Origin of the sequence: Aromatoleum petrolei (assembly GCF_017894385.1) — a bacterium.
In the GTDB taxonomy this organism is placed as follows: Bacteria; Pseudomonadota; Gammaproteobacteria; order Burkholderiales; family Rhodocyclaceae; genus Aromatoleum; species Aromatoleum petrolei.
Map to the genome: position 1 here is coordinate 4,760,290 of NZ_CP059560.1, position 23,983 is coordinate 4,784,272.

The following is a 23,983-nucleotide window of genomic DNA, read 5'->3' on the forward strand; positions in this document are numbered from 1 at the left end:
CGCGCAAAGATCTGTTCGCGCTCGATCCGCTCTTCAGTCGGATTGCCCAGATCGCATGTTATGGAAGGGACACAGGGAGGACTGTTCTGCGCTGGACGGGTAATCGTCCATCCAGGACATGTGCGAGGTGATGGCTGACGTTGCCTTGCAGTTATTGAACGATGCTGTAAAAAGCATGCATTTTGACGGTGTTCAACTGCGCCGCGAGCCGCCCATGCGTGACGGCGGGACGCTGAAGAATTCGCGGTAGCAGCGGCTGAAATGGGACGCATTGCTGAAGCCGCACGCGATGGCGATGCTCGTGATCGACTCGCTTGTTTGCTGCAGCAGGCGCCGGGCGCGCGTCAGGCGCGTTTCGAGGTAATAGCGTGATGGCGTCGCATTCATGTGGCGCTTGAACAGGCGGTCCATCTGTCGGCGCGAGATGCTGGCGTGCTGTGCAAGGTCATCGATCTCCAGCGGTTCCTCGACGTTGTTCTGCATCAGCTGAAGAACGGTCCGGAGTGCCTCGGGGAGGGTGGGGTCTTCGCCTACGCCCCGCATCCGGCAATCCGCCGCGTCCTCGACCGGGCGGTCGCAGGCGAGGATGTCCTCCACGCCGCGCACGACCTCGTCGCCGTGATGTTGGCGGAGCACGGCCAGCATCATGCTGAGGGCGCTGTTCGCTCCCGCGGACGAGATGCGGTCACGGTCGATTACGAACGGATGCGGCTGCAGTCTGACTCGCGGGTAGCTCTCCTCGAGCCCCGCCCGGCTGTCGGGATGCACCGTGCACGCGTAGCCGTCGAGGAGGCCGGCGTGTGCGAGCAGATAGCTGCCGTTCCACAGGCTGCCGAGCGCTGCCCGGTTGGTCGCAACTTCGCGAAGCTTGTCGACGACATCGCGACGGGGCTCCAGCGCGGCTCGGTAGCCCCCGCATACGACCAGAAGGTCTATGCCCTTCGCGTTCAGCGCGGAGAGCCGGCCGTCGACGGAAATCCCTATGCCAAGATCGCTGTGGACCGTGGATTCCTCGAGACTGCAGGTCTCGAATCGGTACAGGGGTTCGCGTGCAACCAGATTGGCGGTAACGATCGCATCCACGGCGCTGGTGAAGGCCATGACCGAAAAGCGTTCGAGCAGCACGAACACGACTCGTCGCGTGATCGGCGTCGAATCGAGCCCGGGCGTGCGTCTTCCGACGTAGGCCAGATTGCCGTGACGCAGGCGGCTCTCGAAGCAGCGCTGGCTTTGATGAATGACTCCGTCCATTTTTGTCCCCATTTTTCAGCTTCATGACGCGGCGGACGTCATGGCGAAAGTCCCGGGAATTCTGTTTTTGCGTTTCTATCCGGGACATCGGCGAGATTAAGGGCGGCCGGATAAATGCGGCAATGGAGGATTTTCAGGCCTTGTACAAAAGGCCGGCCTTATGCGGCGAGGGAGTACAGAAGGGGGAAAGGCGATGGATTCCCGCTTCGGACGTTCAGGGGCGCGGCAAGCGTCCTTGTTCCGTTTGCGCGAGATCGGCAAGGATGAAATCGATGAATTCCTGAACCCCCGGTTTGTCGCGCGACGACTTATTCACCTTGAGGTAGTTGCCGCGGTCGACGCGAAGCGGGGCGTCGAAGAGGGTACGAAGTTTTCCGCTGGCAACCAGGGGCCGCACGAGATGGTGCCAGCCGAGGACGACGCCCTGACCCTCGACGGCCGCGTCGAGAAGGAGCGGGTAATTGTTGCTGACGACGCACGGTTGCCGATCCGGCGCCTCGATGCCGCGCGATGAAAACCAGTCGTTCCAGGTAATCGGGAACCATCCGATCGCTTCCGACGACCAGTGCTTCGGATGCAGGGTGAGCAATTCGGCGTTGGCGAGGCTGGCAGGATCCGTAAACGGCCCGTGGAGGCGCAAATACTCGGGGCTGCAAACCGGCTCGACGATTTCGGGAAAAACGTAATGCAGGGTCTCGCCCACGTCGCAGCGTTCATTTCCGCAAATCAGCGAAATGTCGACCTCGTCGAAATTGCGGAGCGTGTCGTCTTCGTCCGACGCCAGAAGGACGAAGCGGGCTTCGGGGTGAAGCTGTCGGAAGCGGTCGACGTAGGGCTTGAACCAGTAGGTGATGGCCCCGTTGGTGCCGGAACAGGTGATGATGGGCCTTTCTTCCGGCTGGTGGAGACTCTCGATCGCCTCGCACAACCGGTCGAGCCCGCTGCTCACCGCGGCGAGGATGGTCTGGCCGGAGGCCGTCAGCTCGAGGCTGTTGTGCTTGCGCACGAACAGCACTGTCCCGAGCGCTTTTTCCAGGCCGCGGATCTGCTGGCTGATCGCCGCCTGCGTGACGTTCAGCTCATTGCCGGCAAGCGTGAAGCTCAGATGCTTGGCCGCAACCTCGAAGGTCGCGAAAGCCCCGAGCGAGGGGAGGTAGCGCCGTTTGTAGACCATGGGCCGATTTAACCAGCGCCCCCTTTCCAGCACAATAGGCACCGTCTGCACCGGCATTTCGACTGTTCCTATTCCTTCCGCGCGAGCCATTCCTTGCACCGGATCACGGCATTCGCGCCGATCGCGGCGATGGGCTCGAGCGGCAGGCGCGGGGGCTCGGGTTCCCTGGCGAAGAAGGCCGTGACTGGCGAGGACACGCCGCTCGCGAGCTCCGCCGCGCAGATCCCCGTGAGCGTGCCGCGCATGCTGCCCAGGCCGTTCTGGACGCAGGCCGCGAAGACGCCGTCGTCGATCTCGCCGGTCACCGAGACGCTGTTCTTCGACAGGCACAGGTGGCCGGACCACACGTAGGCCATCTTCACGTCGGAGAGGTTCGGGAAGCGCGCATCGAACTTGCCGCGCATGACCTCGGTCGCGCGGCGCATGCCGTGCTCCGTGGATTCCATGTCGGGACGGAATTCGGCGCAGGTGCGCGTGACGATGCGGTTGCCGCCCTGGCCGGCGTCGATCCGGCGCATCGTGGTGCCCATGGGGTCGGAGGGCGTGACGCCCCAGCGGCTGCGGCCGCCGAGCCTGGCGAGGACTTCCGGACCGAGTTCTTCGGTCATGCACGCGAAGAGCATGATGTGCATCAGGCGGCCGCGCTTGATGCCGAAGCTTTCGATGTGTCCGTTGTTCGAGAGGATGAGCTTGCCGGCAGTGACCGTGCCGCGCGGCGTGGCAACGCGCCACGTCGCGCCTTCACGCCGGAAGCCCGTCACCGGCGTGTTCTCGTAGATGTCCACGACCGGTGCGAGGCCGCGCGCGAGACCGCGCACGTAGCCCGCGGGCTGCAGCATCACGGTGCCGGGGGTGAAGAGGCCCGAACGGTAGTAGCGGCTGCCCGTGAGCTCGAACATTCCCTTCTCGTCGAGCAGTTCGTAGCGTTCGCCCAGGCTTTCGAGGTGCTTCGCGTAGCTCAGGTTCTGCGCGTGGCTGGCGTCGCTCGCCGCGCCGTTGACCTTGCCGGCGGGGTCGAAATAGTTCGGGTCGATCCCGTACTCCACGACCGCCTGGCGCGCGTAGTCGATGCCCCAGCGATTGAGCGCGATGAGGCTGCTGTCCGAGCCCTCGTCGGCCCCGGCGTAGTTCGAAGACGTCAGCTCGTGGGGCAGATCGATCATGAAGCCCGAATTGCGCCCCGTGCCGCCCTTGCCGATGCAGCCCGCGTCGAGCAGGACGATGCGCGCGCCCGGATTGAGCTGCGCGAGGCGGCGTGCCGCGTAAAGGCCGGCAAAACCGGCGCCGATGATCGCGAAATCGCAGCTGCGGTCCCCGTCGAGCGCGGGATTCGGTGTGCGCGGGCCGAGGATCTCGTCCCATGCCGCCGGTCCTGCGTGTTTCGGCAGGCGTTTTGCAGAATACTCTTTGGTCATTTCCGTGTTCGTCCGAGGATGGAGGCAGTCGGGCATTCCGGCGGCGGTTTGCGCCGCCGCCCTTGTCCGTTTGCCGTCGGTTCCGCTATGCGATCAGTCCTTCCCGCGTCTAGGCGACGTTCAGGTCGAGCCAGATCGTCTTCAGCTGCGTGTACTGGTCGTGGGCGTGGATCGAGTTGTCGCGGCCGCCGAATCCGGACTGCTTGTATCCGCCGAACGGCGTGGCGATGTCGCCTTCGCCGAAGCTGTTGACGGTCACGGTGCCGGCGCGGATGGCACGCGCCCCGCGGATCGCGCGCTTCGCGTTGGCCGTGAACAGCGACGCCGCCAGACCGTACTCGGTATCGTTCGCGACGGTGATCGCCTCGTCGAAACTCGACACGGTGATGACGGACAGCACGGGCCCGAAGATCTCCTCGCGCGCGAGCATGGTGTCGTTGCTGCCGACGTCCACGATCGTCGGTTCGACGAAGGTGCCGCCGATCGACCGCCCGCCCATGACGATCTCCCCCTGCTTCGCCACGGCGATGTAGCCGCACACCTTGTCGAAGTGGGTCTTCGACACGAGTGCGCCGACGCGCACCGTTGGGTCGAGCGGATCGCCGACCTTCCATTCGGCGGCAAGCGCCTTGACCTTGTCCAGCAGCGCGTCCTTGATGTCCTTGTGCACGATCAGACGCGACGCCGCCGAGCAGTTCTCGCCCATGTTCCAGAAGGCGCCGTTCACCACATGCGCGGCGACCACGTCGAGATCCTCAGCATCGTCCATCACGACGCAGGGGTTCTTGCCGCCCATCTCCAGCACGACCTCCTTGAGGTTGGAGTCGGCCGAGTAGTGCAGGAAGCGCCGGCCGGTGACCGTGGAGCCGGTGAAGGAGACCATGTCCACGTCCGGATGCCGGCCGAGCGGCTCGCCCACTGCGCTGCCGCTGCCGGGCACGACGTTGAGCACGCCGGCGGGCACGCCCGCCTCGTGCGCGAGCTGCGCGACGCGCAGGGCCGTGAGCGTGGTTTCCGCGGCGGGCTTGAGCACCACCGAGCAGCCGGCCGCCAGCGCCGGGCCGATCTTCCACGCCAGCATCAGCAGCGGGAAGTTCCACGGCAGCACGAGGCCGACGACGCCGACGGGCTCGCGCACCACCATCGCGATGTGATTATCCGACGCGGGCGCCACCTGATCGTAGATCTTGTCGATCAGTTCGGCATGCCAGCGCAGGCAATGGATGGTCTCGGGCACGTCGATCGTCGTGCAGTCGAAGATGGTTTTGCCGCTGTCCAGGCTTTCCATCACGGCGAGTTCAGCAGCGTCGCGCGCCATCAGTTCGCACAGCCGCAGCAGGACCTCTTTGCGCTCGCCCGGGCGGCGCCTGGACCAGCGTCCGTCATCGAAGGCGGTGCGCGCGCTGGCGACGGCCAGATCGACGTCTTCCGCGGCGCAGGCGGCAATTTCGGTCAGCACGGCGCCGGTGGCCGGGTTCGTCGTGCGGAATGTCTTGCCCGAGATGGCCGGACGGAAGGCGCCGTCGATGAAGGCCTCGTTCGGCAGCGCGAGGTTGCGGGCGATGTTCTCGTATTCTTCGCGGGTCAGCAGGGTGCTCATCGTTCAGCCCTCCGCCTTGATCGCTGCGATGGCCGGCTTGAGCGTGGCGAGGACGGCCTCGAGCGCGGCCTTCTCCTCGTCGTTCAGCCCCTGCAGCGGTGGCCGCACGGGGCCTGCGCGCAGGCCCGCGACCTCGGTGGCGTGCTTGACGCACTGGATGAACTTGCCGCCCTGCTCGAGCACGCGCATCAGCGGCATCATTGCCGCCATGATGCGGCGGCCCTTGGCGAAGTCGCCCTTGAGCACGCAGGTCTCGTAGAGGAACACGTGCTCCTCGGGCAGGAAGTTCGAACCCGCGCAGATCCAGCTGCGCGCGCCCCACGCGAAGAACTCCAGCGCCTGGTCGTCCATACCGCAGGACATCTGGATCTGCGGGTAATCGAGCGCGAGCAGGTGCAGGCGGTTGATGTCGCCCGAGCTTTCCTTGATGCCGACGACGTTGCCCGAGGCGCACACCTGGTCGAGGAAGGTCGTGCCCATCTCGACGCCCATGCGCGCCGGGTAGTTGTAGAGGATGACCGGCAGGCCCGCGGCGCGGTCGATCGCCAGCGCGTTGATCGCGTTCTCCGCTTCGGTCGGCACCGAATAGGGCGGCGTGCCGAGCAGGATCGCGTCCGCGCCCATATCGCGGGCGCCGCTCGCCAGCGCGATGCTGTCGGGCGTGCGCATCGCGCCGGTGCCGACGATCAGCGGCAGGCGGCCCTTGAGGCGCTCCTTGATGAAGCGCGCGAGTTCGAGGCGCTCCTCGACAGTCTCGGCGTAGTTCTCGGCAGTCGAGCCGCCCGAGATGATGCCATGCACGCCTTTCTCGACGAGATGCTCGACCAGATTGGCCAGGGCGTCGAGATCGAACGAGCCGTCCGCCTGCATGGGCGTGACGACCGGCGTGTAGATCCCTTCGAGCTTGAAGCTGGAATTCATGTCAGTTCCATCCTGATTAGGACGCACGGGGGCCTCCATGGGCCCGCGGCGTCATGGTTGTGGAAGTTGGTGGGGGGGGGCTACAGGCGACTACTGGACGAAGCCGAACATTCGCGGCAGGTAGAGCGCGAGCGGTGACCAGTAGGTGGTGACCAGCATCACCGGAAATGCGCCGAAGGCCATCAAGTAGAGGGCGGGGCGCGTGACACCGGCCATCCCCACCTTGCCGACGCGGCACGACATGAAGAGGATGGGCGCCATCGGCGGGCTGTTCGCGCCGATCACCACGCTCGTGCCGATGATCGCGGCGAAGTGCACCGGGTCGACCCCGATCTCGGCCATCACCGGCACCATCAGCGGACTTACGATCGCGATCACGCTGACGTCATCCATGATCATGCCGATCAGGATCAGGAAGATGTTGACCATCAACAGGATGATGACGGGATCGGAGAAGTTCTCCAGCAACAGGTCGGTCAGCTGCTGGGGCACGCCTTCGAGGGTGAAGATGCGGCTCGCGACGAAGGAGAAGACCAGGATGATCATGATCACGCCGGTGGTCTTGGCGGCCTCGACCACGGCCATTGCGACCTTGCGCAAGTCGAGCTCGCGATACACGAACAGACCCACGGGGATCGCATAGACCACGGCGATGGCGGCGGCTTCGGTCGGCGTAAACACCCCGCCGTAAATACCGCCGAGGATGATCACCGGCAGCATCAGCGCGGGGATCGCCCTCCAGCCGGCGCTGGCAGTCTCGGAGAGGCGCTGCCGCCACGGCGTCTTGACGTCGTTGCCGCCGAGATGCCGCTTCACATGGATGGCATTGAGGATCGACAGCAGAATCATCAGCAGGATGCCGGGACCGACGGTCGCGAGGAAGCAGGCGGCGACCGACTGGCGGGTGACGACCGCGTACAGGATCATCGTGATCGACGGCGGAATCAGCAGTCCGAGCAGCGACGAAAGCGCGAGGAGGGCGCTGGCGTAACCGCGGGAATAACGATGGCGCTCCATGGGGTCGATCATGATCGAGCCGATGGAGGCGACGGCCGCCGAGGCCGTGCCCGAGATCGCGCCGAAGATGCCGCAGGCGACGACCATCGAGGTGCCCATGCCGGTGCGCGACCGACCGACCATGGCTTCGACGAAATCGACAAGGCGCTTGGCGATGCCGCCTGTCTGCATGAGATAGCCGGTCATCACGAACAGCGGCAGTGCCACCAGGATGACGGAGTTGATCGACCAGAATCCGGTCGTCATCAGGGATGAGATGTCGACGTCGTACAGCAGCGACAGAGTCAGCGTCATCCCCGCGAAGGAGAAGACGACGGGCACGCCGATCATCATCATCACGACGACGGCAACAATGGCAATGAGAGCTTCCATGTCAGATCACTCCATCGGGGACGACGGATCGCCCGGCGAAATGTTGGCGCCCGACAACTCGAGGATCAGGTCGCGAATCAGGTAAATCACGAATGCGATGGATGCAACAAAGAGACTGACTTGCGCGGTCCACCAGGGGATGCCGAACACGGCCGTGGTCTGTCCGCGCTCGAGACCAAAGGCGAACAGATTCCACGCCCAGGTTGCGAACATGACGGCTACTCCGAGCGAGATCACCGTCGAGACCAGCGACGCGGCGCGGTGAATCCTGGGATTGGTGGTCAGCACCTGAACGAAATCGGCGGACAGGTGCGAGCGCTCACGCGAGGCCAGTGCGGCGCCGAGCATGTAGAACCACATCGCCGCGAGGAGCATGAGTTCTTCCAGGCCGAAAACCGGCTTGCCGAGAACAGCGCGGCTGAAAATGCCCATGGCCAGCAGCAGGGCCACGGCGAGCCCGATAAGGACGAGGATCGGGTTGACGATGCGCACAACGAGCGCATCGAGGCATTTAAGGATATTCATGACGCATTCCTTCCCCGAAGGGACGTGAGGCACGGCAGGCGGGGCTGCGGAGGGTGCAGCCCGACGTCAGGAGGGATGCCTTATTTAGGCGTCGAGGCGTTGGTGCGGACCTGGGTCATGATCTCGGAGCCCAGTTCCTTCTCGATCTGCGGCCACACGGTCTTGCGCACGCGCTCGACCCAGGCGCCCTTTTCCTGCGGTGTCGGCACGATGTACTTGATGCCGGCCTTCTGCGCCGCCGCGACCCACTTGTCGTCTTCGGCCTTGGCGTTCTTGAACTGCTGTTCGATCACCGCCTGCGCCGCCGATTCGATGATGCCGCGGTCTTCGGCGTCCATCTTGTCCCAGGTCGCGCCGTTCATCAGCAGCGAGTAGGACGCGAAGTTGTGCGAGGACTGCACGAAGTAGTTGAGCTGGTCGCGAAAATACTCGTAATCCCAATAGATCACGTTGGACGAATCGCCGTCCACGACGCCGGTCTGGATCGACGTGTACACTTCGGCCCAGTCGATCGGCACTGCCTCGAATCCCATGGCTTGCACGGTCTGCGGCAGCGGGAAGATCGGCTGCGAACGGACCTTGATGCCCTTCGCCTTCTCGACGCTGGTCGCGTAACGGCCCTTGGTGCCGATCCCGCCGAAGCCTTCGGGGAAGGGGCCGAAATACTTCAGGCCGATGTCCTTGTAGACCGGGTCCATGATCTTGCGCAGCCAGCCGTCCTGGCTGTAGGACTTGATGGCGTCATCCCAGTCCAGCACCAGGTAAGGGATGTAGTTGACGACGATGCGCTTGTCGTAGGAGGTCTGCGGCCAGGTCAGCATCATGTGGATGTTGCCCTTGACCAGCTGATCGAACATTTCCTGTTGGCCGCCGAGTTCGCCCTGGTAGAAGACGTTGACCTTCATGCGGCCCTTCGACTTCTCCTTGATCATCGAGGCCCAACTCGCCACGGCCTTGCCGTTCACGGAGTTGCGGTCGCCCGATTCGGCGGCCAGCACCAGCTTGTAGCTCTTGTCGCTTGCCTGCGCCGAGATGGGAAGCAACATTGCGATTGCGGTCGCGACGGCAGCGATGCCTTTCAGCTTGAACATGAGTCTCCTCCTGGATGGATCGTATCGAGAGGGCGGTAGCCGCTCTTCTTTAGTGATGCTGTGGGCGGAGATTACGTTTTGCTGATCCGACGCGGCAAGCGAGGTCTTTCAGGAGTTTGGGATAAGGTAAACCTTATGGCTTCATGCACGGAATTAGTGAAAGGAGGATGGCCGGCGCACAGGAATGCGCTCATGCATTTCCATAGATCCGGAACTGGACATGGCCTTCGCGCACAGCGCGCGCCGCGGGACCTCATCTACCGCGCCGAACTCGGTTACATGTCGACGCGCATCGAAAACTTCAGGCTGCATCTCATTTGCGAGCGCACCGAGATCGGTCACGCGTGGAGCGGATATCGCGGTTACCTGCCCCGCCAGATGCTGGACCTCATCGCCCCCGATTTCCTCCAGCGCGAGGTCTTCTGTTGCGGCCCGACGCCCTACATGCGCGCGGTGCGCAAGCTGCTGGAGGAGGCCGGCTACGACTTCGCGCACTATCACAAGGAATCCTTCGGCGCGACGCCCGAGGCGGACATCGCCGTGGCCGAGGAGCATGCGGTCGAGGCGCACGAGCGCGAGGGTGCAGCAGAGGACACGTACTGCGTGCCCTTCAAGGAGTCGGGAAAATCGACGCGGGTTGCCGGCGGCGTCATCCTGCACGCGGCCGCCGCCAGTGCCGGCCTCACCATCCCGAAGGCGTGCGGCATGGGCATCTGCGGCACCTGCCGGGTGAAAGTCCTGGAAGGCAAGACGGAGATGGCCCACAACGGCGGCATCACCGACGAGGAGATCGCCGAAGGCTACGTGCTGAGCTGCTGCACCAAGGTCACCGCCGACGTCAGCGTGGACTACTAGCCGCTGCGGGTGGCAAGACTTGCACCGCGGCGGCCGCAAGGGGGCTCAGGTCATGCGCCGCGCCGCTCGCGACGTGATCGCGGATCGCAGCGCGCATGTGCGGCGTCCAGAAATTCGTGAGATGGCGGGTGATCTCCTGGCGGGCCTGTTCCTGATCGGGGTAGATCGCGAAATAGGCACCGATCTGGTTTGCCGCCTTGACGAGCTGTTGGATGTCCATGTTTTCAGAGTGATCGGGTCGTGTAAGTGGTGAATCGGTCTTCGCGCACGAAGCCGACCAGGGTGATGTTGGATTCCTGCGCGACGCGGACGGCGGCGGCGGTCGGTGCCGAAACGGCCGCTAGCAGGCCGCCGCCGAAGGCGCCGAGTTTCTGCACCATCTCGTAGCTGGCACGACTCGTCACGACGGCAAAGCCGCTCGCCGGCGCGATGCCTTCCCGCAGTAATCCTCCGATCAGCTTGTCCAGCGCGTTGTGCCGGCCGACGTCCTCGCGCAGCATCAGGATGCGACCGTCGCGGTCGGCCCACGCCGCAGCGTGCCCGGCACCGGTGAGGCGGTGAAGTGTCTGGTGCCCCGGCAGATCGCGAATGGCGCGCAGGACGGCCGCGGGGCCGACCTCGAGAACATCCTGCACCGGGGCCACCGGCCGTAGTGCCGCCGCGAGGCTGTCGACGCCGCACAGTCCGCAACCGGTGCGCCCGGCGAGGCTGCGGCGGCGGGCTTTCATACTCATGAAGCGCTCGGCGGCGAGCTCGATGCGGGTTTCGATGCCGAGCGCTCCGTGAGCGACTTCGATCCCGTAGATCTCCCCGGGGGAGGTGATGATCCCCTCGCACAGCGAGAAACCGACGGCGAAGTCCTCAAGGTCGGACGGACTCGCCAGCATCACCGCGTGCGAGATGCCGTTGTAGACGAGCGCGACCGGCGACTCCTCGATCAGCCTTTCCAGGCAGGCCATGCGGGTGCCGTCGCCGGTCCGCCATGCCGATGCGGCGACGTAGGCCGGAACGGGCTCTGCGTCGGGCAACGCGCCGAGCGCTAGGTCTGCCGGATGTTCGTTGCGGAGCGTCGCGCCCGTTGTCCTCGCCCTCATGCCGGAGCGTCCTGCAGGGCCCCGTCGGGCTTGAGCAGGTCGGCCTGGCGCCGGCTCTGCCGGCGGTGGCGCTCCTGCCAGGCCGACGGCACCGTCACGGGCATGACCTCGACGGCCGTCACCTTGTATTCGGGGCAGTTGGTGGCCCAGTCCGAGTTGTCGGTGGTGATCACGTTGGCGCCCGACTCGGGGAAGTGGAAGGTCGTGTAGACCACGCCCGGCTGCATCCGCTCGGTGACGGTCGCCCGCAGCACGGTTTCGCCTGCGCGGCTGGCAATGCCCACCCAGGCGCCGTTCTCGATGCCGCGGTCCTCGGCGTCCACCGGATGGATTTCCAGTCGGTCCTCGGCGTGCCACGCGACGTTGGCGGTGCGCCGGGTCTGGGCGCCGACGTTGTACTGCGAGAGGATGCGCCCGGTGGTGAGGATGAGGGGGAAGCGCCGGGTCACCTTCTCCTCGGTCGCCACGTATTGCGTCGGCATGAAGCGGCCCTTGCCGCGCACGAAGCCGTCGACGTGCATGATCGGAGTGCCTTCCGGAGCATCGTCGTTGCACGGCCACTGGATGCTGCCCAGGCGTTCGAGCTTGTCGTAGCTCACGCCGTGGAAGCTCGGGGTGAGGCGGGCGATCTCGTCCATGATCTCGGACGGCTGCGCATAGCTCATCGGGTAGCCGAGCGCCTCGGCGAGCGCCACAGTGACTTCCCAGTCCTCCTTGCCGGCGAGCGGGGGCATGACCTTGCGCACACGCGAGATGCGGCGCTCGGCGTTGGTGAAGGTGCCGTTCTTCTCCAGGAAGCTCGCGCCGGGCAGGAAGACGTGGGCGAACTTGGCGGTCTCGTTGAGGAAGATGTCCTGCACCACCACGCACTCCATCGCCGCGAGCGCGGCTTCGACGTGCTGCGTGTTGGGGTCGGACTGGGCAATATCCTCGCCCTCGCAGTAAAGGCCCTTGAAGGATCCGTCCAGCGCCGCCTCGAACATGTTGGGGATGCGCAGGCCCGGCTCGGGGTCCAGCGTGACGCCCCAGGCGCGCTCGAAGAGGCCGCGGGTGGTGGCATCCGACACGTGCCGATAGCCCGGCAGTTCGTGCGGGAAGGAACCCATGTCGCAGGAGCCTTGCACGTTATTCTGGCCGCGCAGCGGATTCACGCCGACGCCCAGGCGGCCGACATTGCCGGTGGCCATCGCGAGGTTGGCGATCGCCATCACCATGGTCGAGCCCTGGCTGTGCTCGGTCACCCCCAGGCCGTAGTAGATCGCGGCGTTGCCGCCGGTGGCGTAGAGGCGGGCGGCCGCGCGCACGGCGTCAGCGGGCACGGCGGTGATCGCGGCGCTCGCCTCGGGCGAATGCTCCGGGCGCGCCACGAATTCGCGCCACATGGCGAAGGAGGCGGCCTCGCAGCGCTCGGCAACGAAGGCTTCGTCGACCAGTCCCTCGGTGACGATGACGTGGGCGAGCGCGTTGGCGAGCGCGACGTTGGTCCCGGGGCGCAGCTTCAGGTGATGGGCGGCGCGGTAATGCGGGCCCTTGATCAGGTCGATCGCCCGCGGGTCGGCGACGATGAGCTTCGCCCCCTGGCGTAGCCGGCGCTTCAGTTGCGAGCCGAACACCGGGTGGCCGTCCGTCGGGTTCGCGCCGATCACCATGATGACGTCGGCCTGCATCACCGAGTCGAAGGTCTGGGTGCCGGCGGACTCGCCCAGCGTCTGCTTGAGGCCGTAGCCGGTGGGGGAGTGGCACACGCGCGCGCAGGTGTCCACGTTGTTGTTGCCGAAGGCGGCGCGCACCAGCTTCTGCACGAGATAGGTCTCCTCGTTCGTGCAGCGCGAGGAGGTGATGCCGCCGATCGACTCGCGGCCGTGCTGGGCCTGGATGCGGCGGAATTCGGATGCGGCGTACTGGATCGCCTCGTCCCAGCTCACCTTCTGCCACGGCTGGTCGATGCGCTTGCGGATCATCGGCGTGGTGATGCGATCGGGGTGGGTGGCGTAGCCCCACGCGAAGCGCCCCTTGACGCAGGCATGGCCGTGGTTGGCGTGGCCGTCCTTGTTGGGGACCATGCGCACCACTTCGGTCCCCTTCATTTCTGCCTTGAACGAGCAGCCCACGCCGCAGTAGGCGCAAGTGGTCACGACGCTGCGCTCGGCCTGGCCCTTGTCGATGACCGACTTCTCCATCAGCGTGGCGGTCGGGCAGGCCTGGACGCAGGCGCCGCAGGACACGCATTCGGAGGCCATGAAGCTCTGGTCCTGGCCCGGCGAGACCCGCGAATCGAAACCACGCCCGGAAATCGTCAGCGCGAAGGTGCCCTGGGTTTCCTCGCAGGCGCGCACGCAGCGGTTGCACACGATGCACTTGGAGGCGTCGTAGGCGAAGTAGGGGTTGGAGGTGTCGATGGGGGCGCGGCTTGCGGCATCGAAGTGGTTGGCGTTGCCTTGCGCTCGACTGGCCTCGCCGTAGCGCACCTCGCGCAGGCCGACGACGCCGGCCATGTCCTGCAGCTCGCAGTTTCCGTTGGCCGAACAGGTCAGGCAGTCGAGCGGGTGGTCGGAGATGTAGAGTTCCATCACGCCGCGGCGCAGTTCCGCGAGCTTCGTCGTCTGGGTGCGCACCACCATGCCAGGTTCGACCGGCGTCGTGCACGAGGCGGGGTAGCCACGCCGGCCCTCGATCTCCACCATGCACAGCCGGCACGAGCCCCAGGGCTCCAGGCTGTCGGTGGCGCACAGCTTGGGGATCGCGGTTCCGCTCTCCTGCGCGGCGCGCATCACCGAGGTGCCGGCCGGCACGGTGACCTCGATGCCGTCGATGCTCAGGGTGACCGTTTGTCCGGATTCGCGCGCGGGCGTGCCGAAATCGATTTCGCGGGGAAGCGACATCTTCTCTCTCCTCCTGGTGCCTGGGTTTCAGGCGCCCTTGTTGTCTTCGTCGGGAACGAGCCCGAAGTCTTCCGGGAAATGCTTGAGCGCGGACTGCACAGGGTAGGGCGTCATCCCGCCCAGCGCGCACAGCGAGCCGTTCAGCATCGTGTCGCACAGCGAATTCAGCAGCGCCACGTTGCGGCCGCGCTGCTCGCCCGCGACGATGCGGTCGATCACCTCGACGCCCCGGGTGGAGCCGATGCGGCAGGGTGTGCATTTGCCGCAGGATTCGACCGCGCAGAACTCCATCGCGTAGCGCGCCATGCGGGCCATGTCCGCGCGATCGTCGAAGGCCACCAGTCCGCCGTGGCCGACCATCGCGCCGATCGCCACGTAGGCCTCGTAGTCGAGGGGTACGTCGAACTGCGACTCCGGCACGTAGGCGCCCAGCGGGCCGCCGACCTGCACCGCGCGGATCGGCCGGCCGCTCGCCGAGCCGCCGCCGTAGTCGTAGAGGAGTTCGCGCAGCGTCACGCCGAAGGCCTTTTCCACCAGCCCGGTGCGCCGGAGGTTGCCGGCGAGTTGGAAGGGCAGTGTGCCGCGCGAGCGGCCCATGCCGTAGTCGCGATAGAAGGCCGCGCCACGGGCGAGGATGGTCGGCACCGAAGCGAGGCTCATCACGTTGTTGATCACGGTGGGCTTGCCGAACAGGCCGGCGATCGCCGGCAGCGGCGGCTTGGCCCGTACCGTGCCGCGCTTGCCCTCGAGACTCTCCAGCATGGAAGTCTCCTCGCCGCAGATGTAGGCGCCTGCGCCCATGCGCACTTCGAGTTCGAAGACCCTGCCCGAGCCCATCACGTCCTGGCCGAGGCAGCCGGCGGTGCGGGCGCGCGCGATCGCCGCTCGCAGCGTCTCGAACGCGTGCGGATACTCGGAACGAAGGTAGATATAGCCTTGCGTGGCACCGACCGCGAGGCCGGCAATCGCCATGCCCTCGATCAGGCAGTAAGGGTCGCCTTCCATCAGCATGCGGTCGGAGAAGGTGCCCGAGTCGCCCTCGTCGGCGTTGCACACCACGTATTTCCGGTCCGCCGCCGCGGCGAGCACGGTATTCCACTTGATGCCCGTGGGGAAGGCGGCACCACCCCGGCCCCGCAGGCCGGAGTCGGTGACTTCCTGCACCACCTCGGCACAGGACATGCCGATCGCCCGTGCGAGGCCCGCGAAGCCCCCGTGGGCGCGGTAGTCGTCAAGCGACAGGGGATCGGTGACGCCGACGCGGGCGAAGGTGAGCCGCTCCTGGCTCGCGAGATACGGGATCGCCTCGACCCTGCCGAGCGCCAGGGGGTGGTCCGCGCCGGAGAGGAAACCGGCGTCGAAGAGGCCCGCCACGTCCGCGGGCGTCACCGGGCCGTAGCCGACGCGCCCGGCAACGGTTTCGACCTCGATCAGTGGCTCCAGCCAGAACATGCCGCGTGAGCCGTTGCGCACGATGCCGAGATCGATGCCGCGGCGTGCGGCTTCCTCGGCGATGGCGCGGGCGACGCGTTCGGCGCCGAGCGATAGAGCCGTCGAGTCGATGGGGATATAGAGACGGATACTCATGCCGAAGCCTCCCCGCTGCGGAGTTCGGCGATCACTTCGTCGAAGCGCGCGGCATCGACGCGGCCGACGATCTCGTCGTCGACGCGGATCGCCGGCGAACAGGCGCAGTTGCCGAGGCAGTACACCGCCTCCAGCGTGACCGCGCAGTCGGGCGTGGTCGAGTGATAGTCCACGCCGAGGCGCGCCTTGGCGTGCGCCTCCAGCGCTTCGCCGCCCATCGCCTGACAGGACTCGGCGCGGCACACCTGCACTACGTGACGGCCGGGCGGCGTGCGGCGGAAATGATGGTAGAAGCTGATCACCCCGTGAACTTCGGCGCGCGAAAGATCGAGTTCCCCCGCGATGATCGGGACGCAATCGTCGGGAATGAATCCGAGTTCGTTCTGTACGGCGTGGAGCAGCGGCAAGAGGGCGCCGGGGGTGGGGCGATAGGCGCTCGCGATGCTCCGCACCCGGGCAAGGCGGTCGGTGGCTGAATCAGGATCGGGTCTGGACATGGTCTCCTCCGGATTGTTCATATATGTACTAAAATGCATATATGAACTGATCTCTTTGTTCTGTAACGAGTGCGAGAAAATTAGCACGCTACATCGGAATTAACGATATGAAGTTTTATGCCTAAAGAGATCATTACGATCGAACCGAGCTGGCGCTTCCGCAACGCCGCGGGGCAGGAGCTCGATCCCCTGCTGTTCCGCCTGCTGCGGGCGATCAACGAGAGCGGCAAGCTCACGGCGGCGGCCGAGCAGGTCGGCTATTCGTATCGCCACTGCTGGAACCTCATCCACCACTGGTCCGCGTTCTTCGGCGTTCCCCTGGTCACCCTGAGCAAGGGACGGGGCGCGCGGCTCACGCCGCTGGGGGAAAAGCTCGCGTGGGCGGCCCAGCTGGTGGAGGCGCGCTTGAATCCGCAGCTGCAAAACCTGGCCGTCGAGATCCACCGCGAAATCGGTCGTGCGTTGAGCGACAGCCTGCCGACCCTGCGCCTGCACGCGAGTCAGGGCTTTGCCGTGGAACTGTTGCCTGAGCTGTTCGCCGAGATCAGCAAGGCGCGGCTGGAGCTGGTCTATCTCGGCTCGGTGGAGGCGATGGCTTCCATGGCACGGGGCAACTGCGAGCTGTGCGGCTTTCATCTGCCCAAAAGCTTGCCGGCGGAGGACTTGCTGGACCGCTACGGCAAGTTTCTAAAACCCCGCACCCACCGCTTGATTCGACTGGTCACCCGGACGCAGGGACTGTTTCTCGCCGCTGGCAACCCGCTGGGCATCCGCAGCATCGCGGATCTGACGGGGCCGGAGGTTCGCTTCGTGAACCGTCAGCCGAATTCCGGGACGCGCATCCTGTTCGATCTGTTGCTGAGCGAGGCGGGAGTCAAAGCCGAAGCCGTCGTCACCTACGAGCAGATCGAATACACCCATTCCGCCGTCGCGGCTTTCGTTGCGAGTGGCATGGCCGACGCGGGTTTCGGCGTGGAGACCGCGGCGAGCCGCTTCAAGCTGGATTTCTTGCCCCTGGCCCAGGAAACCTATTTCCTCGCGTGCCGACACGAGTTGCTGGCACAGCCGGCGGTGCAGGATCTGCTGACCGTGTTGCGCAGCCCCGTCTTTGCGCAGCGGATCGTCGGGCTGCCAGGCTACGACGCTCAGGGGGCCGGGGACGTGCTGCGAGTCGATAGCGTATTCGAGAGATCGTCCGGCCGCCCGTCGGCGCCCGGTTGAGTGTCCTGGCGTGTCGCGGGTGTCGAGAATTGCCCCCCCGAGCGGCGCGCGCGTGCGCCATATGCCTCGCCTCTCACGCATTGCCGTAATAGTCGACGCTCGGCGTCTTGGATTGCGGGCGCGGCATGGACAGGAGCGGGACGGGCGTGAACGTCCGATTCCTGCATTTCTGGCTGCGCTCGCCGCTCGGCGGGTAGCCGAAGAGGTCGCGATAGCACTTCGCGAAATGCGGCGGCGTGCGGAAGCCGCAGGCGATGGCGATCTCGAGGATGGACATCGAAGTCTGCAGCAACAGCGCCCGCGCCCGGTGCAGGCGCAGGTCGAGGTAATACTTGGTGGGCACGCAGTTGAGGTAGCGCTTGAACAGGCGTTCGATCTGCCGGCGCGACACGCCGATCTCGTCGGACAGTTCGTCGAGCGACAGCGGCTCCTCGATGTTCGCTTCCATCAGCGCCGCGACCTTGAGCAGGTTTTCCTGGCAGATGCCGACCTGGTTCTGCAGCGGGATGCGCTGACGGTCGTTGTCGTCGCGGACGCGCTCGACGATGAACTGCTCGGAGATCGCCAACGCGATCTCGGGTCCGAGCTGGTCCTTGATCAGGTGAAGCATCAGATCCAGCGGCGCGATACCGCCCGAGCAGGTATAGCGGTCGTCACCGATCGAGAAGAGCTTCTCGGTGACGTGGATGCCGGGAAACTCTTCGAGCAGGCCTGCCATGTTCTCCCAGTGGATTGCCACCGGGTGCTTTTCGAGTACGCCGGCCATCGCGAGCGCGTAACTCCCGGTGCATAGTGCGCCGATCGGCACGTGACGCTGCGCCAGGCGGCGCAACGCGGCCAGCAGCGGAGGCGTGATCGCTTCCTTGACCTTGATGCCCCCGCACACGAAGGCGATGTTCACCGGCCCCGTCTCGTCGAGGGCAACCGTCGGCAACATGTACGCTCCGTTGCTTGCGGTGGCAGGCTGACCGTCGAGCGTGACGATGGACCACTGGTACACCTCGCGCCCGCTCAGGTAGTTGGCCATGCGGAGCGGCTCGATCGCGCTCGAGAGCGCGATCATCGAATAGTTGTCGAGCGTGATGAATGCGAAGCGATAGGTCGGCGCTGCCGTTGCTGCTGCCATGGTGTGGTCTCCTTCCGGTGCTCTTGTCGTTGGCCGGAATGCTTGTGTCCGGCTCCTGCTGCGTGAATACCGTCTGTCGCCGATGGTGTGACGAACGGTTCAGCAGATCTTCCTCTTTTTTAATTGAACGGGCAATCAAAAAAAGAAGAGTGATTTAGGCTCGCTGCTGCCCAAGGGGCGGCCGTGTTCGGGGGGCGTTCAGCGAACCTTGAGGCGTCCTGAAGACGTCGGCGGTTGCGCCGCCAACGGGAAGCGTTCTGGAGACCGCCGGAAGGGAGAAGACCGTTGCGGTGAGGCCGTTCGGCCCGTTCCGCCTAAGAGCGAGGATCGACTCGCGTCTAGTGGACCACGTGGGGCGAAAAGAGGTTGATGACGATCACGCCGGCGACGATGAGCGTCATGCCGGCGATGACCGGGACGCTGAGGCGCTGGGCGAAGAGCAGGGCGCCTGCAGTGGAAACCAGAACGACGCCCACTGCGGACCAGATCGCATACGCGACGCCCAACGGGATGCGTTGAATGGCGAGCGACAGGAAATAGAAGGAGATGCCGTAGCCGGTCACCACGACGAGCGAAGGCAGCAGGCGTGTGAAGCTGCCGGAGGCTTTCAGGGCGGTGGTGGCGGTCACCTCGGCGAGGATCGAGATCGAAAGGTAGAGCCACTCCATGCGGAGCTCCGTGCGGTGCGCATGAAAAAAATGGCGCGCGACTCGGGATGGCGCGCGCCGAGGGAGGAAGCGGGGTGACGATCGGGACGGCGGAGGCCGGAATTCCGCCGTCCCCGATTCTCAACGTTGCAGGTAGGCCTTCACCGAGGCGAGGCCGTCGCCGCCGTCGGCGGCATTGACGCCGGCGAGCCAGCTGTCGAGCTGCTTCGGGTTCTCCTTGAGCCAGGTCCTGATCACGGCCGCGGGATTCTTCTTCTCGACGATAGGCATCATCAGCCGGTTCTCGAGGTCGGTATTGAAGGTGAGGTTGGTCACCAGGCGGCCGACGTTCGGGCAGCGGTTGAGGTAGTCGGGCGGCACCACCGTGTAGACCTTCGCTTCACCGAAGTTCGGCCCGAAAACCTCGTCGCCCCCCTCCAGGTAGGTCACGTCGAACTTGACGTTCATCGGGTGGGGTTCCCAACCGAGAAACACGATCCACTTCTTCTGCCGGATCGCCCGGTCCACCGACAGCAGCATCCCGGCCTCGCTCGACTCGACCATCTCGAAGCCCTTCAGGCCGAAAGCGTTCTCCTTGAGCATCTTCTCGATCAGCGCGTTGCCGTCGTTGCCCGGTTCGATCCCGTAGATCTTGCGGTCGAGCTTGTCGGCGAAGCGGACGATGTCGGCGAAGCTCTTGAGGCCGGCATCGGCGACATACTTCGGCACCGCCAGCGTGTATTTGGCGCCGGTGAGATTGGGCGTTTCGAGGACCTTCACGTCGCCCGTCTTCACGAAGGGCTCGATCATCGGCGTCATCGACGGCGACCAGTAGCCGAGAAAGACGTCGATCTGTTTCTTCTTGATGCCTGCGAAAGTGATCGGCACCGAGGCGATCGTCGTTTTAGGCCGGTAGCCGAGGCCTTCGAGCAGGGTGGAGGCGAGCGCCGTCGTCGCGGTGATGTCGGTCCAGCCCACGTCGGCAAAGCGGACGTCGCGGCAGGCAGCCGGCTCGACGCTGGCGGCGGCGTGGGTGGCGAACACCGCGAGAGCCAGGCTGGCGGCAGCGGCGACGTTGACCATTTTCTTCATGACGGATCCTTTTCGGTGCGGTGGAATTCATTCCTGGCGGCACGCCCGGCAGCGGACTTGTGCGCCAGCCCGGGTGCCGCTCTCTTTGGCTGCCGGTTCCAGACCGACAGGTGCTGCCGAGGATAGCCAGCGGCTTCGCCTTCGGATTCCCTCTGCGCGACCCGATCTGTCGCGACGGCGCCCCTTGGTGGGCGTGTGACTGGCGTTCCCCTGTCCCGGTCGCAAACGTGGGTTTCGTGGTCGCAATCTCGTCTGCGCAGCCGTTCCTGGCGACGAATAATCGGCCCGCCTCCCCGGAGGATGACCTCGAGCGAACAGGCTGCGACCCGACCTGGACGGCGAGCGGGGGTGCGAATGAAGTCCTTCCATGTTCTGTGCCAGGAGCAAAAAAAAATGAAATTCCACACCACCGCCTCCGTCCTCGGCCTGTGCGCAACAGCGCTGTGGGGCACGGCCCCGCCCGCGCTCGCGCAATCGACGGATCCGGATCCCGTGCAGATCGCAGCGGGACCGCAGGCCGGCGTGTCGGTCGCGCCGGAAGAGCCCGCCGCGTCGGCCCTTTCGGCGAATGTCACGCTGACCTCGCAGTACGTCTCGCGCGGTTGGCGGCAGACCTGGGGCAAGCCCGCGCTGCAGGGCGGTTTCGACTACGCCCACCCGAGCGGTTTCTTCGCCGGCACCTGGATGTCGAGCGTGAGCGATCGCTTCATCGAGAATGGGACCGTCGAGTGGGACCTTTACGCGGGCTTCGGCGGGACCGCCGGTGATCTGGGATACGGCGTCACCGCCTACTATTACCTCTATCCGGGCGCAAAGATGGCCTTCGCCGACGTGCGCTACGACTACGGCGAGATCGTTCCCAGTATCAGCTACAAGTTCCTCACGGTGAAGTACTGGCTCACCTACACGCGGGACTATTTCGGCTTCAACGACGAGACGCTCGGCACCACGGCGCGCACCGGCGACCGGCACAGCCGCGGCTCGGGCTACCTCGACATCAACGCCAACTTCGACCTCGGCGCCGGCTACGGCCTGCTGCTCCACTACGGCCATCAGCGTGTGCGCGGCTTCAGCTTCGCCAACTGGCGCGACGCCAAGGTGGCCGTGAGCAAGAGCTTCGATGGCGGGTGGTCCGTTTCGCTGGGGTATACGAAGGCATGGGACAAGGACGACCTGTTCGAGAACTACACGACGGGCGCCGTCGACTCCTCGGGCAGGATGCACGTCTCGAACCCCTTGAAGGGAACGGTCCTGTTCTCGGTCACGAGGACGTTCTGAGGACATCGTCCGGGGCGACGCGAACGGCGCCCCGGGGCTCCGCGGCGCGCTGGGGGGTACTCGATGCGCGCGCTGATTCCGGTCCTCCTGACGCAGTCCCGATTCTGGTGGTCGCAATCGGGGTCTTGCCGATTTCCCGTCCCCCTACACTTTTCCTGCCCGCCTGCCGCGATGAAGCGCCTGGGGTGAAGCAGCGACGACGGTAACCAATAACCCAACGGAGACACGATCATGAAAATGGAAAAGGGGATAAGGCGATGAGACAGAAGATCGTCGCCAAGGGCCTGCACAAGATCTTCGGCCGAAGCCCCGACATTGCGATGGAGATGCTGCGCAAGCGCCGGCACAAGGATGAAATCTTCAAAGAGACGGGCATGGTCGTCGGCGTGCAGGACGCGACCTTCGCGGTCAATGAGGGCGAGATCTTCGTCATCATGGGCCTGTCGGGGTCGGGCAAGTCCACGCTGATCCGCCTCTTGAACCGCCTCATCGAGCCGACCGCGGGACAGATCCTGGTCGATGGGCAGGACGTGGCGACCATGAGCAAGGCCCAGCTCGTCGCCTTGCGCCGGCGCGACATGGCGATGGTGTTCCAGTCCTTCGCGCTGCTGCCGCACCTGACCGTGCTCGACAATGCCGCGTTCGGGCTCGAAGTCGCCGGCATGGGGCGCAAGGAGCGTGAGCGGCGCGCGTTGGAGGTGCTCGACGAGGTCGGCCTGAAGGCCTTCGCCGGCAAGCGCCCGGCGGAACTCTCCGGCGGCATGCAACAGCGTGTGGGCCTCGCGCGCGCGCTGGCGGTGGATCCGTCGCTGATGCTGATGGACGAGGCCTTCTCGGCGCTCGATCCGCTCAAGCGCACCGAGATGCAGGAACTCCTGTTGACGCTGCAGAAGGAGCACAAGCGCACGATCATCTTCGTCTCGCACGACCTCGACGAAGCCTTCCGCATCGGCAACCGCATCGCGATCATGGAAGGCGGGCGCGTCGTGCAGATCGGCTCGCCCGACGAAATCCTGCGCAATCCGGCCGACGATTACGTGCGCGCGTTCTTCAAGGGAGTGGACGTCAAGCGCTACCTCACCGCCAAGGATGTCGCCCTCCCGGACGAGGTCCTCGTGATGGAGGCGCCGGCCGACCTCAATGCGGGTTTCGAATCGGCGATCGGGCGGCTCCGGCAGATGCGCCGCAACTACGGCTTCGTCGTCGACAAGGAGCGGCGGGTGCTGGGCACGGTGTCGATCGATTCGATGCTGCGTTGCCTGGCGGAGGGCAGGACCACGCTCGAGCAGGCGCTGCTCGACGACATCCCGCCCGTTCCCGGCGACACCCGCATGACCGAGCTCATTTCCAACATCGTCAGGAATCCCTATCCGCTCCCGATCATCGACGGCGAGCGGCGCTATCTCGGCGCCGTCACCCAGACGATCCTGCTGCGGAACATGGCACAGGAGACGGCCAATGTCTGAGTTTCTACCGATCGGCGAGTGGGCCGACCAAGCCGTGAATTTCCTGCTGGAGAACGACAGCGGCACCTTCGGGGCGCTCGGCACCTTCGTCGGCAGCCTGACCGAACTCGTCGAACAGGCCCTCATGCTCATCCCGAGCTGGGTGTTGGCCGTCGTGCTGACGGTCCTGGCGTTCCGCCGCGTGGGCTGGCGCTTCGCGCTGTTCTGCGCAGCCGCGGTCGTCGTGATCATCGGCACCGGATTCTGGAACGCAACGATGGCCACGCTCGCGCTGGTGATCTCGGCGACCCTGATCAGCCTGATGGCGGGCGTGCCGCTGGGCATCTGGACGGCGAAGAGCAAGCTTGCGGCCTGCATCGTGCGCCCCGGCCTGGACTTCATGCAGACAATGCCTGCCTTCGTGTACCTGATTCCGGCGGCGATGCTGTTCGGTCTGGGCAAGGTGCCCGGCGTGCTGGCGACGGTGATCTTCGCGATGCCGCCGGTGGTGCGCCTGACCTGCCTCGGCATCCGCCAGGTCAATAGCGAGCAGGTCGAGGCGGGTGTCACCTTCGGCTGCACGCCCTGGCAGCTGCTGTTCAAGGTGCAGATTCCGGGCGCGCTGCCTTCCATCATGGCCGGCATCAACCAGACCATCATGATGGCGCTGTCGATGGTGATCATCGCGTCGATGGTGGGTGCGGGCGGTCTCGGCAATGACGTGCTGACCAGCATCTCGCGGCTGGACATCGGCCTTGGCTTCGAGTCCGGGCTCGCCGTCGTGCTGCTCGCGATCATTGTCGACCGGATGACCGAAAGCTTCGGCGTGGCGCGGCCGACGAAAGCCTGAGGTCCTGCGTTCGACGTGCAGCCCACGCCCCCATGGGGCTGGG

The 23,983-nt window shown here is 65.4% G+C and carries 21 protein-coding genes; 5 read left to right on the forward strand and 16 right to left on the reverse strand.

The window, feature by feature from the left end; all coding sequences use genetic code 11:
* Positions 1-192: 192 nt before the first annotated feature.
* The 8 genes from ToN1_RS21785 to dctP form a co-directional block, all read right to left on the reverse strand.
* Positions 193-1,251: a GlxA family transcriptional regulator gene (locus tag ToN1_RS21785; protein WP_169204753.1), complete on the reverse strand. Its 1,059-nt coding sequence runs from the start codon at positions 1,249-1,251 to the stop codon at positions 193-195.
* A gap of 214 nt (positions 1,252-1,465) precedes the next feature.
* Entirely contained in the window at positions 1,466-2,482 is a 1,017-nt protein-coding gene (locus ToN1_RS21790; protein WP_210147902.1) for a LysR substrate-binding domain-containing protein, read from the reverse strand.
* A gap of 11 nt (positions 2,483-2,493) precedes the next feature.
* On the reverse strand, positions 2,494-3,840 hold the full coding sequence (locus tag ToN1_RS21795; RefSeq protein ID WP_169204754.1) for an NAD(P)/FAD-dependent oxidoreductase: 1,347 nt from the start codon (positions 3,838-3,840) through the stop codon (positions 2,494-2,496).
* A 109-nt stretch (positions 3,841-3,949) separates the two neighbouring features.
* Complete coding sequence (locus ToN1_RS21800; protein ID WP_169204755.1) at positions 3,950-5,440, reverse strand: aldehyde dehydrogenase; 1,491 nt, start codon at positions 5,438-5,440, stop codon at positions 3,950-3,952.
* A 3-nt stretch (positions 5,441-5,443) separates the two neighbouring features.
* Complete coding sequence (locus ToN1_RS21805) at positions 5,444-6,361, reverse strand: dihydrodipicolinate synthase family protein (protein ID WP_169204756.1); 918 nt, start codon at positions 6,359-6,361, stop codon at positions 5,444-5,446.
* 90 nt (positions 6,362-6,451) lie between these two features.
* Complete coding sequence (locus ToN1_RS21810; protein WP_169204757.1) at positions 6,452-7,750, reverse strand: TRAP transporter large permease; 1,299 nt, start codon at positions 7,748-7,750, stop codon at positions 6,452-6,454.
* A gap of 6 nt (positions 7,751-7,756) precedes the next feature.
* Positions 7,757-8,275 (reverse strand): TRAP transporter small permease, encoded by a 519-nt coding sequence (locus ToN1_RS21815; RefSeq protein ID WP_169204758.1) that lies wholly within the window; start codon positions 8,273-8,275, stop codon positions 7,757-7,759.
* A gap of 80 nt (positions 8,276-8,355) precedes the next feature.
* The gene (gene dctP / locus ToN1_RS21820) at positions 8,356-9,366 is read right to left on the reverse strand and encodes a TRAP transporter substrate-binding protein DctP (protein WP_169204759.1); all 1,011 of its coding nucleotides are present in this window, start codon (positions 9,364-9,366) and stop codon (positions 8,356-8,358) included.
* 192 nt (positions 9,367-9,558) lie between these two features.
* Between dctP and ToN1_RS21825 the strand changes: the two genes are divergently transcribed.
* Positions 9,559-10,221 carry a 2Fe-2S iron-sulfur cluster-binding protein gene (locus tag ToN1_RS21825; protein WP_210147903.1) on the forward strand — a complete coding sequence of 221 codons (663 nt, stop codon included), beginning with the start codon at positions 9,559-9,561 and terminating at the stop codon, positions 10,219-10,221.
* On the opposite strand, the gene ToN1_RS21830 is transcribed toward ToN1_RS21825, so the two are convergent.
* Genes ToN1_RS21830 through ToN1_RS21850 form a run of 5 tightly spaced genes read right to left on the reverse strand, consistent with a single transcriptional unit; the run spans position 10,205 to position 16,281 of the window.
* A complete protein-coding gene (locus ToN1_RS21830) occupies positions 10,205-10,441 on the reverse strand; it encodes a formate dehydrogenase subunit delta (RefSeq protein ID WP_169204761.1) in 237 nt (78 codons plus the stop codon). The genes ToN1_RS21825 and ToN1_RS21830 overlap by 17 nt on opposite strands.
* Before the next feature lie 4 nt (positions 10,442-10,445).
* The gene (fdhD, locus tag ToN1_RS21835) at positions 10,446-11,315 is read right to left on the reverse strand and encodes a formate dehydrogenase accessory sulfurtransferase FdhD (RefSeq protein WP_169204762.1); all 870 of its coding nucleotides are present in this window, start codon (positions 11,313-11,315) and stop codon (positions 10,446-10,448) included.
* Positions 11,312-14,197 carry a formate dehydrogenase subunit alpha gene (gene fdhF, locus ToN1_RS21840; RefSeq protein WP_169204763.1) on the reverse strand — a complete coding sequence of 962 codons (2,886 nt, stop codon included), beginning with the start codon at positions 14,195-14,197 and terminating at the stop codon, positions 11,312-11,314. Before fdhF ends, fdhD begins: the two co-directional genes overlap by 4 nt.
* A 27-nt stretch (positions 14,198-14,224) precedes the next feature.
* A complete protein-coding gene (locus ToN1_RS21845; protein ID WP_169204764.1) occupies positions 14,225-15,784 on the reverse strand; it encodes a formate dehydrogenase beta subunit in 1,560 nt (519 codons plus the stop codon).
* On the reverse strand, positions 15,781-16,281 hold the full coding sequence (locus ToN1_RS21850) for a formate dehydrogenase subunit gamma (protein WP_169204765.1): 501 nt from the start codon (positions 16,279-16,281) through the stop codon (positions 15,781-15,783). Before ToN1_RS21850 ends, ToN1_RS21845 begins: the two co-directional genes overlap by 4 nt.
* A gap of 117 nt (positions 16,282-16,398) precedes the next feature.
* Between ToN1_RS21850 and ToN1_RS21855 the strand changes: the two genes are divergently transcribed.
* A complete protein-coding gene (locus ToN1_RS21855) occupies positions 16,399-17,502 on the forward strand; it encodes a substrate-binding domain-containing protein (protein ID WP_169204766.1) in 1,104 nt (367 codons plus the stop codon).
* Positions 17,503-17,575: 73 nt separating this feature from the next.
* Here ToN1_RS21855 and ToN1_RS21860 read toward each other — a convergent pair whose 3' ends face one another.
* The 3 genes from ToN1_RS21860 to ToN1_RS21870 form a co-directional block, all read right to left on the reverse strand.
* Positions 17,576-18,628: a GlxA family transcriptional regulator gene (locus ToN1_RS21860; protein ID WP_169204767.1), complete on the reverse strand. Its 1,053-nt coding sequence runs from the start codon at positions 18,626-18,628 to the stop codon at positions 17,576-17,578.
* Between the two features lie 338 nt (positions 18,629-18,966).
* Entirely contained in the window at positions 18,967-19,296 is a 330-nt protein-coding gene (locus ToN1_RS21865; protein WP_169204768.1) for a DMT family transporter, read from the reverse strand.
* 120 nt (positions 19,297-19,416) lie between these two features.
* Positions 19,417-20,367: a choline ABC transporter substrate-binding protein gene (locus tag ToN1_RS21870; RefSeq protein WP_169204769.1), complete on the reverse strand. Its 951-nt coding sequence runs from the start codon at positions 20,365-20,367 to the stop codon at positions 19,417-19,419.
* Between the two features lie 393 nt (positions 20,368-20,760).
* Between ToN1_RS21870 and ToN1_RS21875 the strand changes: the two genes are divergently transcribed.
* The 3 genes from ToN1_RS21875 (at position 20,761) to ToN1_RS21885 (ending at position 23,940) form a co-directional block, all read left to right on the forward strand.
* Complete coding sequence (locus ToN1_RS21875; protein WP_169204770.1) at positions 20,761-21,645, forward strand: TorF family putative porin; 885 nt, start codon at positions 20,761-20,763, stop codon at positions 21,643-21,645.
* Between the two features lie 257 nt (positions 21,646-21,902).
* A complete protein-coding gene (gene proV, locus ToN1_RS21880; RefSeq protein ID WP_169204771.1) occupies positions 21,903-23,111 on the forward strand; it encodes a glycine betaine/L-proline ABC transporter ATP-binding protein ProV in 1,209 nt (402 codons plus the stop codon).
* Entirely contained in the window at positions 23,104-23,940 is an 837-nt protein-coding gene (locus ToN1_RS21885) for an ABC transporter permease (protein WP_169204772.1), read from the forward strand. Before proV ends, ToN1_RS21885 begins: the two co-directional genes overlap by 8 nt.
* The last annotated feature ends 43 nt before the right edge of the window (positions 23,941-23,983 follow it).